16 protein-coding genes and 1 rRNA gene are annotated in these 15,197 nt (G+C 42.7%); 4 read left to right on the top strand and 13 right to left on the bottom strand.

Going from position 1 to position 15,197, the window contains the following annotated elements; all coding sequences use genetic code 11:
• The coding region (locus WDZ40_03375) for a hypothetical protein (protein ID MEX0877873.1) at positions 1-284 on the top strand (284 nt) is incomplete at its 5' end.
• 685 nt (positions 285-969) lie between these two features.
• Here WDZ40_03375 and WDZ40_03370 read toward each other — a convergent pair.
• The 9 genes from WDZ40_03370 to WDZ40_03330 form a co-directional block, all read right to left on the bottom strand.
• Positions 970-2,512 (bottom strand): 16S ribosomal RNA (locus WDZ40_03370).
• 350 nt (positions 2,513-2,862) lie between these two features.
• Positions 2,863-3,528, bottom strand: coding sequence for a tRNA (guanosine(37)-N1)-methyltransferase TrmD (gene trmD / locus WDZ40_03365; GenBank protein MEX0877872.1), 666 nt, complete (start codon positions 3,526-3,528; stop codon positions 2,863-2,865).
• Positions 3,529-3,607: 79 nt separating this feature from the next.
• Entirely contained in the window at positions 3,608-3,928 is a 321-nt protein-coding gene (locus tag WDZ40_03360; protein MEX0877871.1) for a KH domain-containing protein, read from the bottom strand.
• Between the two features lie 144 nt (positions 3,929-4,072).
• Entirely contained in the window at positions 4,073-4,705 is a 633-nt protein-coding gene (rpsP, locus tag WDZ40_03355; GenBank protein MEX0877870.1) for a 30S ribosomal protein S16, read from the bottom strand.
• A gap of 33 nt (positions 4,706-4,738) precedes the next feature.
• On the bottom strand, positions 4,739-5,431 hold the full coding sequence (rnc, locus tag WDZ40_03350; GenBank protein MEX0877869.1) for a ribonuclease III: 693 nt from the start codon (positions 5,429-5,431) through the stop codon (positions 4,739-4,741).
• A gap of 106 nt (positions 5,432-5,537) precedes the next feature.
• The gene (nusB, locus tag WDZ40_03345; GenBank protein ID MEX0877868.1) at positions 5,538-6,050 is read right to left on the bottom strand and encodes a transcription antitermination factor NusB; all 513 of its coding nucleotides are present in this window, start codon (positions 6,048-6,050) and stop codon (positions 5,538-5,540) included.
• Positions 6,051-6,131: 81 nt separating this feature from the next.
• On the bottom strand, positions 6,132-6,407 hold the full coding sequence (rpmF, locus tag WDZ40_03340; protein MEX0877867.1) for a 50S ribosomal protein L32: 276 nt from the start codon (positions 6,405-6,407) through the stop codon (positions 6,132-6,134).
• A gap of 271 nt (positions 6,408-6,678) precedes the next feature.
• Positions 6,679-6,948 (bottom strand): type II toxin-antitoxin system RelE/ParE family toxin, encoded by a 270-nt coding sequence (locus tag WDZ40_03335; GenBank protein ID MEX0877866.1) that lies wholly within the window; start codon positions 6,946-6,948, stop codon positions 6,679-6,681.
• A complete protein-coding gene (locus tag WDZ40_03330) occupies positions 6,935-7,162 on the bottom strand; it encodes a ribbon-helix-helix domain-containing protein (GenBank protein MEX0877865.1) in 228 nt (75 codons plus the stop codon). The genes WDZ40_03335 and WDZ40_03330 overlap by 14 nt, the downstream gene beginning before the upstream one ends.
• Positions 7,163-7,287: 125 nt before the next feature.
• Here WDZ40_03330 and WDZ40_03325 point away from each other — a divergent pair, with 125 nt between their 5' ends.
• A complete protein-coding gene (locus tag WDZ40_03325) occupies positions 7,288-7,671 on the top strand; it encodes a hypothetical protein (GenBank protein ID MEX0877864.1) in 384 nt (127 codons plus the stop codon).
• 146 nt (positions 7,672-7,817) lie between these two features.
• Here the strand turns inward: WDZ40_03325 and WDZ40_03320 are convergent, their stop codons facing one another.
• From WDZ40_03320 to WDZ40_03305, 4 genes are all read right to left on the bottom strand, one after another.
• Positions 7,818-8,105, bottom strand: a complete 288-nt coding sequence (locus WDZ40_03320) for a winged helix-turn-helix domain-containing protein (protein ID MEX0877863.1) — start codon at positions 8,103-8,105, stop codon at positions 7,818-7,820.
• A gap of 164 nt (positions 8,106-8,269) precedes the next feature.
• Positions 8,270-8,635 carry a hypothetical protein gene (locus WDZ40_03315; protein ID MEX0877862.1) on the bottom strand — a complete coding sequence of 122 codons (366 nt, stop codon included), beginning with the start codon at positions 8,633-8,635 and terminating at the stop codon, positions 8,270-8,272.
• 262 nt (positions 8,636-8,897) lie between these two features.
• Positions 8,898-9,029, bottom strand: coding sequence for a hypothetical protein (locus tag WDZ40_03310; protein ID MEX0877861.1), 132 nt, complete (start codon positions 9,027-9,029; stop codon positions 8,898-8,900).
• Between the two features lie 26 nt (positions 9,030-9,055).
• Positions 9,056-9,730, bottom strand: a complete 675-nt coding sequence (locus tag WDZ40_03305) for a ribonuclease HII (protein ID MEX0877860.1) — start codon at positions 9,728-9,730, stop codon at positions 9,056-9,058.
• A 112-nt stretch (positions 9,731-9,842) separates the two neighbouring features.
• Here WDZ40_03305 and dnaE point away from each other — a divergent pair, with 112 nt between their 5' ends.
• Entirely contained in the window at positions 9,843-13,031 is a 3,189-nt protein-coding gene (gene dnaE, locus WDZ40_03300) for a DNA polymerase III subunit alpha (GenBank protein ID MEX0877859.1), read from the top strand.
• A 168-nt stretch (positions 13,032-13,199) separates the two neighbouring features.
• Positions 13,200-14,966 (top strand): threonine--tRNA ligase, encoded by a 1,767-nt coding sequence (thrS, locus tag WDZ40_03295; protein ID MEX0877858.1) that lies wholly within the window; start codon positions 13,200-13,202, stop codon positions 14,964-14,966.
• Positions 14,967-15,197 lie beyond the last annotated feature (231 nt).

Raw genomic sequence — 15,197 nt, 5'->3', positions numbered from 1 at the left:
TGGCGAAGCAAAACCAAAAATTTCCTTTCCATTTTTTGTCGGCTCCCCCCACACCCCCCGCCGAATTAAATCAGAAAGGAAGGAAAATTTTTGGGTTTTGCCCGCGCGAGTCCGAGGCGCAATCAGAGCGTACAATGCAGTTTCAAGCCACCACGCGCTCCGCGCGTGCGAAGCTACGGATTCTGCTCGAAATGGGTTCTGACTTTTTCAAACAAACACCACGCCTGTTATCGGAACACTGCGTAGGTGGCAGGTTCGAGTCCTGTCGGGTCCACAAGAATTAAAAAACAGCTTTTAAAGCTGTTTTTTAATTCTTGGACAGAGCTCGAACCTGAGGAAAGGGGTCGGGAAAACACTTGTTTTCCCGTGGCGGATGTCGTTTTGCGCCTTTAGGTGCATAGCGTTGAAACCGAGGGGTTTCAAAGAGTCGCGAAGCGGCGAGGGTTCTAGGGCAAAGCCCGGAGTCCTGTCGGGTCCACCACAAGAAATAAAAATAAAAACACCTTTAAAAGGTGTTTTTATTTTTACAATATCTAATAGTTGCTCCGAATACTCGTGTATCTGGCAGATTACTGCCCTCAGATAGCTTACCTATCAGCAGATATGCTTTAGGCGACATACCGCACCAGGAATTTGAAGAAAGAATTCCTTTAGAGGGCAGAACTCAAACTAGAATCCAATTTAGAAACTAAAAAATATATCATATGCACGAAATTACGACGAAGGAGTAGTAATCTACTTCTAGGAGTAATGACAAAGCATATGGTGTATTTTTTAATTTCCCGAAGGGCGGGTCAATTTTGCTCATACTCTGTGTTGTTCGTCGCTCATGATGCCTCCGGCATCAACTCGCTCCTCAACGCCTTGAGTATGAGCAAAATTGTCTCCGCTAAATTGATTCTAGTTTGAGTTCTGCCCTCTCGCTTCAAATTCCACCGACCACCGTTTTATTCTTTAAGGGAATAAAACTAAAATATAGTTCCAGCCGCAGCTTCCGCTACGGCTGCCTTGTTACGACTTAATCCTCGTTACCGACCTTGCCTTGGGCCCTCACAGAATTGCGAGAGACTTCGGGCACTGCCGACTCCGCTGACTTGACGGGCGGTGAGTACAAGGCTCGAGAACGTATTCACCGCGGCGTGGCTGATCCGCGATTACTAGCGATTCCGACTTCATGGGGTCGAATTGCAGACCCCAATCCGAACTGGGACCGGTTTTGATGAGATTAGCTCCGTCTTGCGACTTGGCAACTCATTGTACCGGCCATTGTAGCATGCGTGTAGCCCAGGGCGTCAAAGGGCCATGCTGACTTGGCGTCGTCCCCACCTTCCTCCGCGTTGTGCGCGGCAGTCCCCTGTGACACGTATAACACAGGGCAGGGGTTGCGTTTGTTACCTCACTTAAGAGAGCGCCTCACGGCACAAACTGACGACAGCCATGCAGCACCTGTCCAGCCGCCATAAATGGAGGTTTCCCTTTCGGGAAACTTTCGTCTGGATGTCAAGCCCTGGTAAGGTTCCTCGCTTATCGTCGAATTAAACCGCATGCTCCACCGCTTGTGCGAGCCCCCGTCTATTCCTTTGAGTTTTAGCCTTGCGGCCGTACTTCCCAGGCGGGATACTTAACGCGTTAGCTTCGCCACTTGAAGGGTCGACACTTCAAACAGCTAGTATCCAACGTTTACGGCGTGGACTACCCGGGTATCTAATCCGGTTCGCTACCCACGCTTTCGTCCCTCAGGGTCAGGGTTGCGCCAGTTGGCTGCCTTCGCCTTTGATGTTCCGCACGATATCAACGGATTTCACCCCTACACCGTGCGTTCCGCCAACCTCTCACACCCTCTAGCTGTACCGTTTCCTGCGCAGCACCGTGGTTGAGCCACGGTATTTAACACAAGACTAATACAGCCCCCTACGGACCCTTTACGCCCAATAATTCCGGGTAATGCTTGGGGCTCACGTATTACCGCTGCTGCTGGCACGTGATTAGCAGCCCCTTATTCATATGGTACAGTCAAACCGAAGTTTTCTTCCCATATAAAAGAAGTTTACAACCCGAAGGCCTTCTTCCTTCACGCGACGTCGCTCCGTCAGGCTTTCGCCCATTGCGGAAGATTCTCGACTGCAGCCACCCGTAGGTGTCCGGACAGTGTCTCAGTTCCGGTGTTGGGGGTCATGCTCTCACACCCCCTACCCGTCATAGCCTTGGTGGGCCGTTACCTCACCAACAAGCTGATAGGACGCAGGCGCCTCCCATACCGATAAATCTTTAACCTTTCGGTACTATCAGGTATTAGACCACCTTTCGGTGGCTTATCCCTGTGTATGGGGTAACTTACCTACGTGTTACTAACCCGTTTGCCGCTCCCCCTCACTTGGATATCCGAACAAATCTCTGTAGAAAATACTACTTTAAAGATTACATCAGATCACCAAGTGAAGGGGCGCTCGACTTGCATGCCTTATCCACGTCGCCAGCATTCACCCTGAGCCAGGATCAAACTCTCAAGATAAACACGAGATTCGAAGCAACTATTAAACATTGTACTCTCCGCAAAAATGCGAAAAGAAAGTAAATTAAATAGCTGCGATGAAAAATATTTGGAATTAGCTTTGAATTAAAAAACTCAAAGCTTACTTAACTATTAGATTGTAAATGTGCACATACTTATACAGTATATATGAATATTTTTTAGAGTCAACCCCCACACCAACTTGCAATCCATGTTTACTTCTACTGTAAATTTTCTAACTTGAGCTTATGTTTATCATGTTTAAACTTAGAAGTAATACGCTGTCAAAAAAATAGTGCAGGTTGGTGTGGGTGTCAAGCCCTCTACGCTAATACACGCGATACTACGCGCTACTTTCTTTTGCTATCCCGCCACTCTTCTATTTTTTTATGATTACCCTCCAAAAGCACTTCAGGGACCTTCCATTCTGTTCCTTTTTTAGGGCTAAACACCGAAGGTCTTGTATACACCGGGTGCTCATGTTTAACTCCTTGTGAATAAGACTCGCCTTCTTTTGAAGCCTCGTCTCCTAAAACCCCCGGCACCATACGGCTAACGGCATCTACAACAACCATTGCGGGCAACTCCCCTCCGGTTAGTACAAACTCGCCTATTGAAAGCTCCTCGTCCGCTACGTATTTAGCCACTCTTTCATCAACTCCTTTATAGTGACCCGCTATAAGAATTATATGATTAAGATTGCCCAATTTCTCTACCTTTTTTTGTGTTAGTACTTCCCCTTTTGCCGAAAGCAATATAACCTTCTTTTTGCGTTTTCTGCTTTTTTTCTTTATATCTTGAACAGCTTTATATATGGGCTCAACTTTCATCACCATGCCGCTTATTCCCCCATATGCGGCATCATCAGTGGTCTTGTGCTTATCTTTCGCGTAATCGCGCAAATTATGCACATATATTTCTACTTTTTTGTTTTCCTGAGCTTTTTTAAGCATAGAGCTTTCAAAATAGCCATCAAACATCTCGGGAAAAATTGTAATAATATCAAATCTAATCATATTTTTAGTATATAGTATGCTGATTTAAAAACAAAATACCCTCGCAAAAAGCGAGGGTATTTTGTTTTGATTGCTGAAATTACTCCAGGTCGCCAACTGCTTCTTCTACGTTGACGCTCTTTGAAGCTTCGCCCTGTCCCCTTGTGGAACCTTCAGGCTCTTCTATTTTCAGATTTACCCGAGCGTTGTTTTTAAGGCCTACGATTCTCAAAAGAGTTCGGATTGCGCGAGCTGTAGAGCCCTGCCTTCCGATAATCTGAGCCATATCCTCAGCGTGAACCTTGAGAGTAAGTAGAACACCCATTTCATCAACGACACGATCTACTTTTACATCATCAGGGTTGTCCACCACTGATTTCACAACGAACTCCAGGAATTCTTGATCTGCTTGTTTAGCCATACGTTCGTTTATTCATTAATTAGTAGTACCAAAGCGACCTTTGGCTCTCATTCTTTTTAGAAGAACGGGCCATTGTTGTTTGATATTTTACTCTTTTTTAAAGAAAATGTCAACCCCCAACCAATTAGTTTTTCAAACTACCTGTTACTCCTCTTCTTTCACTGAATCTTTCGCGGGGCTTTCGTCTGCTTGTGCGCTCCCCTCTTCTGCTTTAGGTGTTTCTTCTTTTTTCTCGCTTTCTACTGCTTCCTCTTTTGCATCCTCTTTAGGAGCTTCCTCTGCGGACGCTTCTTTTTTTGGAGCCTCCTCCTTGTCACTTTCTTGTGCTTCTTCATTTACCGCGCTTTCTGCCTTAGCTGGTTCTTCTTTCTTTTCTTCTTCTTTTTCCGCTACCTTCCCTTCGGCAGGCTCAGGACTTTGCCCTTCGGCAAGCTCAGGACTTTGCCCTTCGGCAGGCTCAGGACTTTGCCCTTCGGCAGGCTCAGGACTTTGCTTCTTCTTCTTTTTAGAAAGTTTTCTTGAGTGAACAGCTATTTTTTTACCTTCCATTACACCCTCTTTAATAAGGAGGTTGTGGACAGTGTCTGTGGGCTGAACGCCAACACTTAACCAGTGTTTTATTCTATCCTTGTCTAAGCTAATTTGCTTAAGACGCGCATTATAAAAACCTACTGACTCCAAATACTTACCCTTGGGCGGTGTTGTGGCTTCAGTAATTACAACCCTAAAACTGGGGTCGTGTTTTCTTCCTATTCTTCTTAATCGTAATTTTAACATGGTTATTATATTATATTATATTTAATCTTGCTGTCAATTACTCCATCCTTTTTTATCCAACGCTTCCTGCGCCGCGCTCTCCTGCGCCTCCTGCTTACTTGAACCCTCTCCTTTTGCAATAAGGTCCCTGTCTAAATACACCCCAACAACAAAGGTTTTGTCATGGTCCGGACCACTCTCTTCTAAAACCTCATAAGTTGGCGTGATGCTCACTTTTTCCTGCGCAAGCTCCTGAAACAAGCTTTTAGGATCACGGTAAAGCTCGCCTTCTATTATCGCCGGGAGTTCTTTTAAAATATGCTTTTTTATAAATTCGTCACAATCTTCAATGCCTTTGTCCAGGTATAAAGCCCCTATATATGCTTCCATCGCGTTAGCTAATATATATTGGCGGGCGCGACCCACATCTTTTTGTTCGCCTTTTGATAAAAGAATAAAGTTATTAAAATCCAACTCCATCGCAATTTTTGAAAGCATTTTACTATTTACCAATGCGGCTCTCCAGCTTGTAAGGTCTCCTTCCGGATTACTGTACTTTAAATATAAAAACTCTGTTACAACAATCTCTAAAACAGCGTCACCTAAAAACTCCAACCTCTCGTTGTGGTCAAGGTCTATTTCTGAATGCTCATTCAAATAAGAGCGATGAATGAACGCCTGTGTTAAGAGGTCTTTATTATCAAATTTTATTCCTAATGAATCTTCTAATTTTGAGAAATCCTTCATCCTTGCTCGCTAACGCTCACAATCATGAAACATAAAACATGAAACATAATTTTCGCGCTTATTATTATATGTTACATGCTTCAAATTTCATGAAGTAAAATGCGTATTATTCTTTATTATCTTTTGAATTATTTTTATCATCAATCTTATCCTCACTTTTTTCCTCTTTATCCTTTGTCTGCTGCTCTTTTTCCGGCTCCCCTATCTCCCTGTATATGGTGCCCATAACTCCGTTGATAAACCTTCCGGAACTATCTCCTCCGTAATTTTTAGCCAACTCTATAGCTTCGTTAATTGCAACCTTTGGCGGAACCTCCTTTCTTGGTCCCCAAAGCAGTTCATATATGCCCAGGCGCAAAACATTTCTATCTACAAGGTTTATCTGGTCTATTGGCCACTCCGGCGCGGTTTTTTCTATTATCGCGTCTATTTTATCAACATGCTCCAACACGCCATCTATCAGCCGCTTTATAAAAGCTTTTTCCTCTTCAAGTCCGGGTCCAAACTCCTCCATGTTCTGCTTGGTAAACTCTTCAACCTTATCTGCGTTTTTACCCCAAAAATCCCACTCAAAAAGAGTCTGCATTGCAATTGAACGTGCTAAGTGTCTGGATGCCATATTTTATAAAAGTAGATAGTGAATAGTAGATAGTAGTAATTACACCCCCCACTACACACTAAAAGCGCGCAGGCGCGCGTTTTATTTTTTAGAAAGTTCTTCCATACTCATAGGAGCTGCCTCCTGTCCTTGTGTTTCCAGCTCTTTCTCTTTCGCTTTCTTTTCACGCCTTGTCATTTTCTTCAAAACATCCACATACTCTCTGCCTTTGTATGTACCGCAATTCTCGCAAATATTGTGAGATAGCTTAAGTTGTCCGCACTTTTCACACCCAACCAAAGAAACTCTACTCAACTTATGATGAGATCTTCTGTTTCCTTGGCGTGATTTGGTTTTTCTCTGTTTTGGAACTGCCATGGTTTGTTAGTAAACGCGAGCCCGTGGTGAAGCGTAAGCTTACAAACCATGAGCATCCCGCACACATTTTGCCTATAAAAAATAATTAAATTTGATTTTATTTAAAAAGTTTGTAAAAATCTTGTGGCACACGGGGGCGAATAGCCCTTTCCTGTCGAGAGCGTGCCACTGCCCACAACAGGCAAAATGCTGTGCGGGGAGCCATGCTCAATTTTTATATACTTTACTATAACTTTATCAAAAATGCAAGAATAAGGCAAACTAATAAGGTTTAGCTTATGTTTCTATAAACATCCCTGCGGTGTCCGACTTTTATGATGGTTAAAACCTTTTCATCATCATGCACTATATAAACTACCCTGTAATCTCCAACCCGGATGCGATAACTGTTGTCAAAGGTTCTTATTTTTTGACATTCCGCGGGACGCGGTTCTTTTACGAGTTTTAATATAGCTGAAACAACCCTCTTGCGATGCGGGGGTTGTATTTTGCGTATCTCTTTTTGGGCCGAACGAGAGATCTCAACTTTAAATAAGGCCATCCTCTTTTAGTTCGTTTACAAATTGCTTGAAGTCAGTTTTTGGTTCGCTCTCGCGCTTTTTTATCGCTTCAGTATCGGCAAGGTCCTCCAACACCTGGAATTTTACCGCGTCTTCAATAATAGAAGATATGCTCTCGCCTGTTTCTGCGGCCTGATGCTTCACGGCTTTATATATTTTATCATTTATTTTTATTGTTGTTCTCATATATGGCATATTAGCATTTTAGCATATTGATGTCAATATGTTGCTTGACAAAAAAAATATCTATCATACTATACAGGAAGTTCTGAATGCTGCTCGCGTAGCGTTCAAAAATATCTTGGACAAAGGAGAAAAAAATGAGCGAAAATGCACGCGTCATACTTGCAATGCTTACAGTGTTTGTAGCGGGGAGCCTACTATTTAATCTTACGCTTAGAGAAAAACATAACGGAGCAAGTGCATCCGCAGAAATTACCATTGTTCCTTTAGTTAAGGGTACTGTAGCTGCAGAAGATATGCCTGCTAATTCTTACGGATACATAAATTTGGCCAAGGTAGAATACAACGAAAACAATCCTGAAAGTTCCTGCCTGCCGGGCACAGCAAATGTTTATGATTATGACAATCTTTTTACGGCCTTCACAGCAATGATTGAAAGAGAAGCTGATGTTTTTCACGTAAGATGGGTAGACGGTTTTAAGAACTTGCACATAGAAACCATGCATCTGTGCACCGAGTAGTTCTCAAAATATTAAAGCGATATCTGAAAGATATCGCTTTTTGTTTTAAGCGATACTTCCGGCATAACACCTCATCCTTAAAAACTCCAGTTTTTAAGGATGAGGTGGGTGGGTAAAGCTTATTTTGTCTCGTAAAATTTACTTTTTTACATCTCCTGAAATCGTTTTAAAAATTTTGCAAAAACCTGCCCATAAGGTGAAAGGGTGTGTTCTACAAATTTGTCGCGATACTTCTTTTGTATAAGCCCCGCGGCATACAAACGCCTTGTGTGCTCGCCTATTGTATTCTCATTGGCCTCTAATATCTCCACTATTTTTTCAAGTGTTATCTTTGGATGTTCCGCGATTGTCAAAAGTATTTTAATACGATAATGATTAGCTATACCTTTAATATGGCGCTCCATTTGTTTTGCGGTTTTCAATTTATTAGTCATATAAAAGCTTTAGCCTTACAAATAAGATGTAGTTTATTTTTTGCAGTATTTCCAGTATAACACCTCATCCTTAAAAACTCCAGTTTTTAAGGATGAGGTGCGGAGTCAAAATTATATAAGGAAAACCCGCAAATGCGGGTTTTTCAATTAGGTTCTATTGTCCCCTACCAGAGCTTCACTAAGTACTCTACACTAGGAATGGGAGGAATGGAGACTTCAATAAACTCTCGGAGTTCTTCCAGATTTTCCTCAGCGGTTTGGGCAGACGAGAATGTAAACTGCCCCTCAGCTGTTTGGGCAGACGAGAATGTAAACTGCCCCCTTACAAAATACACAGTCATCGTTCTTATGGTGGGAACGAAGATAAAACGGGTGAAACGCGGCTCGCCGACGATGCGGAGGGGAAGACCCGAGCGCTTGGCAAAGTCATCGGCATAAACTATTGCGCGCAACTTGCGCAGGCGCCTGCGGTTTCCGAAGAAAATCCGCCGAACAATAAACAAGAATCGCAACACTTTATTTGTTTTCATTTCAGCACTCCTTCTTTTTTGACTTTCACGTGCTAATGCATCATATTACTACATTCATGACATTTATGCAACTGCTTATAAAACAACTCCTCACAACCTCATCCTTAAAAACTCCAGTTTTTAAGGATGAGGTTGTGCATCTATGGTCCTAAATATACTAAACTTGCAAATATTCTGTTGTTAAACTTTCCTCGCCAAAGTTATAAAAAACAAAAAACTATAAAAAGAAAACCCGCAAATTGCGGGTTTTGTTCCTGAGGTGCTATAATTTTTTCAATTCTTCTATTTTTTTGTCATGTTTTTCTTTTTTGGCCTCATTGCCTACAGCTGCGTAGTATACAGCCATGATAGAGTGGTAAAGCAGTCTTATCAATCCTATTGGAAATGTATTCATAGCAATAACCTCCTTTTGTGCTGTGCTTAATATAACCTGAAACTTTGCCTGTGTATATGACTGGGACCGTGCTTTTTGAGCATTTTATAATGTAACTCTGTTCCATAACCCTTATGTAAGTCAAAGCGGTACTGGGGATATTTTTTATGGTAACGCACCATACTCGCGTCCCTTTTTACTTTTGCCACAATTGAAGCTGCCGCAACTGAGGGTATTAGATTATCCGCTTTTGGCATGGTTGAATATTCAACCTCCTTTAAAATTTTGCCCGGATATCTAAAGCCGTCTATCAAAGCGTAGTCCGGTTTTTTGTCCAGCTTTTGCACCGCCCTTTGCATTGCCAAGGCTGTAGCGTGGTGAATGTGCTTTTTATCTATTGTGCGGGGAAAAACCGAAGCAGTCGCAAAATCCACTTTCCCCCCTTTTTTAAGTTCGCAAAAATATTCGTATAATTTTTCTCTTTGTTTCGCGCTCAATAATTTTGAATCCCGTAACAACCCCAAAGGATGGTCGAACCCTCCTTTTGGGTTGTTTAAAAACACAAAAGCGCCTACAGTCACAGGTCCCGCCAAAGGCCCGCGCCCGACCTCGTCCAGCCCTGCTATACATAGGTCACGCACGCCATCGCGAGGCGAAGCCGAGGCGGGCGGGTAGCCGTATTTTTCACGCAATTTATTTTCGTAATTAAAATCAATGGCCATGAATATATTTTAACACGCCAACCGACTGGCGTGTTAACGCCTCTTGGCGAGGTCGGACCTTGCCAGGAGGACGGGTTGGAAATTGGAAATTAAATAGTGTAAAATGAATGCAATGTCCGAAAAGAACTCACCAAAATTCACACATCTTCACGTTCATACCCACTACTCATTGCTCGATGGGCTCTCTAAAACAGGAGAGCTTTTGGATTTTATAAAAGAGAATGGCATGGACTCTGTGGCAATTACAGACCATGGCAATTTATACGGCGCTGTTGAATTTTACCAGCAGGCAAAAAGGCGGGATATAAAACCGATAATAGGGTTTGAGGCATATGTTGTTGATAACATGCACGAAAAACAAGGCGGTAATCCGGGAGGTTATAATCATTTAATACTTCTTGCAAAAAATGAAAAGGGATATAAAAACCTAATAGCGCTGGTAACGGAAGCGAACTTAAAAGGGTTTTACTACAAGCCCCGCATAGATAAAGAACTGCTGCGCAAGTATTCCGAGGGTCTTATTTGTCTTTCCGGATGCCTGGGGGGCGAGCTGTCACAAGCGCTCTTAAAAAACAACAAAGAAGATGCAAAAAAAATTGCGCGAGAGTACGCGGATATTTTTGCCTCCGGAGACTACTATATAGAGCTACAACAGCATTACAATACTCCGGACCAAAACAAGGTTACTCCCCTTTTAGCAGAACTTGCCCGCGAACTTAACTTGCCTCTTGTTGCGACACAAGACTCTCACTATAATCGCAAAGAGGACTCACACGCGCACGACGTACTTCTTGCAATTCAAACCGGCAACACAATAGATGATGAAAAAAGACTCACGCTAAAACATGATGATTTTTCTGTATGCACTCCAGAGGAGATGGAGGAAAAGTTTAAAGAATGGCCCGACGCTATAGAAAATACACAAAAGATAGCAGAACAATGTAACTTAGAACTTACTCTCGGGGAATTTATATTTCCGAACTTTGAACTTGAACCCGGAAAAACAGCAGACCAAATGCTTGATGAGCTTACCCTGGCAGGAGCGAAAGAGCGCGGGTTGGATAAAGACCCTGAAGTCGAAAAAAGACGCCAATATGAGCTTAAAATTATATCTGACAAAAGTTATTCTCCTTATTTTTTGGCTGTAGCCGACATTCTGCGATTCGCGCGCGAAAAAGAAATTTACACAACTGTGCGTGGCTCGGCTGCCGGATCACTTGTTGCCTATTTATCGGGCATTGTTAATGTTAACCCGCTAGATTTTCAGCTTCCGTTTGAACGATTCTTAAACCCTTACCGCCCCTCAGCTCCCGATATAGATATGGATTTCGCGGACAACAGAAGGCAGGAGGTAATAGAGTACACTAAACAAAAATACGGCTCACAAAACGTGGCGCAAATAGGCACTTTTGGGACCATGATGGCGCGCGGAGCGGTGCGCGACGTAGCGCGCGCGTTGGGCAAACCATACGAGCTTGGAGACCGCATTGCCAAGTTAATACCTATGGGCTCACAGGGATTTCCAATGACCATAGAACACGCACTTGAGATTGAGCCGTCTCTAAAAGATATCTATGAACAAGACACAGATGCCAAAGAACTGTTAGATATAGCAAAAAAACTTGAAGGTACAGTTCGCCATGCTTCGGTGCATGCCGCCGGTGTTGTTATATCTCCTAAGCCACTTGTTGAATATGTACCCCTGCAACTTGACCCCAAAGGAAGTGGTGATTATGTTACCCAATACGATATGTATACAGTAGGCGAAGACGGTGTTGGCCTTTTAAAATTTGATTTTTTAGGAATTCGCAACTTGGCGATACTGGAAAGCGCTGTGCATTTGGTTAAAAAAAGGAAAGGTGTTGATATTGATATTGAAGATATTCCCTTTGATGACAAGCTAACTTTTGAAATGCTGACAAGGGGTGAAACAGAAGGACTTTTTCAGTTAAACGGGTCGGGTATGACAAGGTATCTTATGGAACTGGAGCCCACAACAATACATGATATTAACGCAATGATAGCGCTCTATCGCCCCGGACCAATGAACAACATTCCTGAGTATATTGCCCGCAAACAAGGTAAAAGTCCTATACAGTACTTCCACCCCAAAGCCGAGGAGTTTCTTGCAAAGTCTTATGGTATTTTGGTTTATCAGGATGATTTGCTGTTTACCGCTATGGAGTTGGCCGGATACAACTGGGAGACCGTTGATAAGTTTAGAAAAGCGGTAGGTAAAAAAATACCAAAAGAGATGGCAAAACAGCATGAGATATTTGTTAAGGGATGCCAGGAGCACAGTGGAATGACGAGCGAAGAGGCTGAAAAAATATGGGAGTTATTTGAGCCATTCCAGGGATACGGATTCAATAAAGCCCATGCCGCCTGCTACGGACGTGTCGCGTACCAAACAGCATACATGAAGGCCAACTACCCTACCGACTATATGTGTGCGATTCTTACGGCGGAGGCCGGAGATATGGATAAAATGGCTGTAATAATGACAGAGTCCAAAAGAATGAAAATAGAGATTCTGCCACCTTCTTTAAACGAGAGTGATGAGAACTTCACTGTTGTAAATGATAATGCCATACGTTTTGGGTTGGCGGCCATTAAAAATGTGGGAAGTAATATAGTGCACGAAATAATTGAAGAGAGAAACACTAACGGCAAATTTGAATCTTTAGAAAATTTTCTGGAAAGAGTTCTGTCAAAAGATTTAAATAAAAAATCTCTTGAAAATCTCATAAAATCCGGAGCTACGGAGGAATTTGGAGAGCGCGGCCAGTTGCTGGAAAACATGGAAAACCTTCTACTTTACTCAAGGGAACATAAGGCGGCCGAGAGTTCCGGACAGTTTAACTTATTTGCGGGAAGCGAAGCAGAAACGGCATCTAAGCTAACTTTAAAAAATAGCGAACAGGCAACAAAACAGCAAAAACTGGAGTGGGAAAAAGAACTACTTGGTTTTTATGTAACGGGCCATCCTTTGGAAGAACATGCTGAAAAACTATCGCAAACGATGCCTATTGCGAGTGTTATCGCAAACAATATAATGTACACAGTGCAAATAGGCGCGATAGTAACAAGCACAAAAAAAATAATAACTAAGAACAATAAATCGATGATGTTTGTCGGACTTGAAGACCTAAGTGGCAAAATAGAGGCAGTGGTGTTTCCCGAGCTCACAAAAAGCAAGGGACATATTATTGAATCAAATAAGCCAATACTGGCGGAGGGAAAGCTTAACTCAAGAGATGGCGAGGTGAAGTTGATTTGCGATAATATAAGAGAATTGTAATTCGCGCAGTATTTAGTATATAGTATTTAGTATACAGCAAGAAAAAATTTCAAATTTCAAATTTCAAAACAATTTTAAATGACTGAATTCCTGCCTGCCGGCAGGCAGGTTAAAACATTGGAACATTAAGAAATTAAATTAAAATTTGAAATTTAAAATTGAAAATTCATGCCTCAGAACTTAGAACAAATTAGACACTCTTTTGCACACGTATTGGCGCAGGCGGTTTTGAAATTTTATCCGGATGCAAAGCTGGGCATAGGACCGGCTATTGATAACGGTTTTTACTATGATTTTGGAAATGCGGAGATTGGAGAAAAGGACCTTGCCAAGATAGAAAAGGAGATGAAAAAAATAATATCTCAGGGTCTTGAGTTTAAAAAAGAGGAGTGGGACGCGGAAAAAGCGAAAAAATATTTCAAAGAACAAGGAGCGAAATATAAGCTTGATCTTATAGGTGAACTGGAAAAGGAAGACAAAAAGGTAGGTATGGTTCACACAGGCGACCCGTCTAAAGCCGAGGCAGGCCAATTCCTTGATTTGTGCCGTGGAGGACACGTCAAAAGCACAAAAAACCTACCCGCTGATGCTTTTAAACTAATGCGGGTTGCGGGGGCTTACTGGCGTGGTGATGAAACGCAGGACATGCTCACTCGTATTTACGGAGTTGCTTTTGAAACTAAAAAAGAACTTGAAGAACACTTGGAGTGGCTTGAAGAAGCCGCAAAAAGAGACCATAGAAAACTGGGCAAAGAACTGGACCTGTTCACCTTCTCTGACCTTGTGGGTTCCGGCCTTCCCCTGTTTACAACAAAAGGCACCATTATAAGGAATGAGTTGCAAAAAGCGGTAACGGATATAAGTAAAAAATACGGAGCCCAGCCGGTAAGCATACCGCATATAGCAAAAAGGGTGCTTTATGAAACATCGGGGCATGCAGATAAATTTGGTGATGAGCTTTTACAGGTAAAGGGGCATTACGAAGATTTTGTTATGAAACCCGTTAACTGCCCGCACCATACTCAAATTTACGCGTCGCAAATGAGAAGCTACCGCGACCTGCCAATACGCTACATAGAAAGCACAATGCAATACAGGGATGAAAAGCCCGGAGAAATAGGAGGTCTAACTAGAGTGCGCGCAATAACAGTGGACGACGGGCATATTTTTTGCACCGTAGAGCAAATTAAAGAGGAGGCAAAAAATATAGGTAAGATAATAGAAGAGTTTTACAAAGGACTTGGCTTGTGGGGCGACCATTGGGTTTCATTATCTGTGCGGGATCCCCAAACTCCGGAGGCATACATAGGAGAACCCAAGGACTGGGATAAAGCCGAGTGTATGCTTGAAGATATTTCAAAGGAGTTAAAACTGGACGCAAAAAAAATTGAGGGAGAAGCAGCCATTTACGGACCTAAAATAGACTATATGTTTAAAGACTCTTTGGGTCGCGAAACTCAGCTTGCTACCATACAACTGGACTTCAATATGCCAAAACGTTTTGGACTTACGTATATAAACGAAAAAGGAGAAGAGGAAACTCCTGTTATGATACACAGAGCAATTCTCGGTTCTTATGAGCGCTTTATGGCGATACTCATAGAACACTTCGGGGGCGCATTTCCCTTATGGCTCTCCCCTGACCAGGTATGGGTAGTACCAGTTAGTGATAAGTTTAACGATTATGGAAGAGGTATTATGCAAAAACTACAGGATGCCGGAGTGCGCGCAGATATTTGCGACGAATCGGAATCGCTTGGTAAAAAAATAAGGAATGGTGAAACAAAAAAACTCCCCTATCTTTTGATAGTGGGCGAAAAGGAAAAGAAGGCGGGAGAGGTTGCAGTACGTGACCGTGAAAAGGGAGACGAAGGGACCATGAAGGTTGAGGGCTTTGTTGAGAGGGTGGTTAAGGAGATTGCGGAGAAGAAATAGGCGCTCCACCAAACCTTCCTTTTAAGTACCGCGGTCGGATTTTTCCAGCGAAAATCCGCCACTGCCTCTCAGCGCAAAATCCCTGACGGGAACCAAGCTTTTGCGCTTCCGAGAGCTACTTAAAAGAAAGTTTGGCTCCGCTTAGTCCATGGCATTCAAAGATAAAAGCACCCTAGTGGGTGCTTATTTGTATATTACTGTTTTTCTGTATAATCTACGTATGTGACAAAA

The organism is Candidatus Spechtbacterales bacterium, from assembly GCA_040879145.1.
Lineage (GTDB): Bacteria > Patescibacteriota > Minisyncoccia > Spechtbacterales > 2-12-FULL-38-22 > JAWVZY01.
Note: the sequence above shows the minus strand (reverse complement) of the source record. Positions and strands in the feature narration are given on the sequence as shown.

Coding starts and splice junctions, on each gene's coding strand:
- trmD (MEX0877872.1), bottom strand. CDS start 3,528: ATGATTAGATTTGATATTATTACAATTTTTCCCGAGATGTTTGATGGC.
- WDZ40_03360 (MEX0877871.1), bottom strand. CDS start 3,928: ATGGCTAAACAAGCAGATCAAGAATTCCTGGAGTTCGTTGTGAAATCA.
- rpsP (MEX0877870.1), bottom strand. CDS start 4,705: ATGTTAAAATTACGATTAAGAAGAATAGGAAGAAAACACGACCCCAGT.
- rnc (MEX0877869.1), bottom strand. CDS start 5,431: ATGAAGGATTTCTCAAAATTAGAAGATTCATTAGGAATAAAATTTGAT.
- nusB (MEX0877868.1), bottom strand. CDS start 6,050: ATGGCATCCAGACACTTAGCACGTTCAATTGCAATGCAGACTCTTTTT.
- rpmF (MEX0877867.1), bottom strand. CDS start 6,407: ATGGCAGTTCCAAAACAGAGAAAAACCAAATCACGCCAAGGAAACAGA.
- WDZ40_03335 (MEX0877866.1), bottom strand. CDS start 6,948: ATGGCCTTATTTAAAGTTGAGATCTCTCGTTCGGCCCAAAAAGAGATA.
- WDZ40_03330 (MEX0877865.1), bottom strand. CDS start 7,162: ATGCCATATATGAGAACAACAATAAAAATAAATGATAAAATATATAAA.
- WDZ40_03325 (MEX0877864.1), top strand. CDS start 7,288: ATGAGCGAAAATGCACGCGTCATACTTGCAATGCTTACAGTGTTTGTA.
- WDZ40_03320 (MEX0877863.1), bottom strand. CDS start 8,105: ATGACTAATAAATTGAAAACCGCAAAACAAATGGAGCGCCATATTAAA.
- WDZ40_03315 (MEX0877862.1), bottom strand. CDS start 8,635: ATGAAAACAAATAAAGTGTTGCGATTCTTGTTTATTGTTCGGCGGATT.
- WDZ40_03310 (MEX0877861.1), bottom strand. CDS start 9,029: ATGAATACATTTCCAATAGGATTGATAAGACTGCTTTACCACTCTATC.
- WDZ40_03305 (MEX0877860.1), bottom strand. CDS start 9,730: ATGGCCATTGATTTTAATTACGAAAATAAATTGCGTGAAAAATACGGC.
- dnaE (MEX0877859.1), top strand. CDS start 9,843: ATGTCCGAAAAGAACTCACCAAAATTCACACATCTTCACGTTCATACC.
- thrS (MEX0877858.1), top strand. CDS start 13,200: ATGCCTCAGAACTTAGAACAAATTAGACACTCTTTTGCACACGTATTG.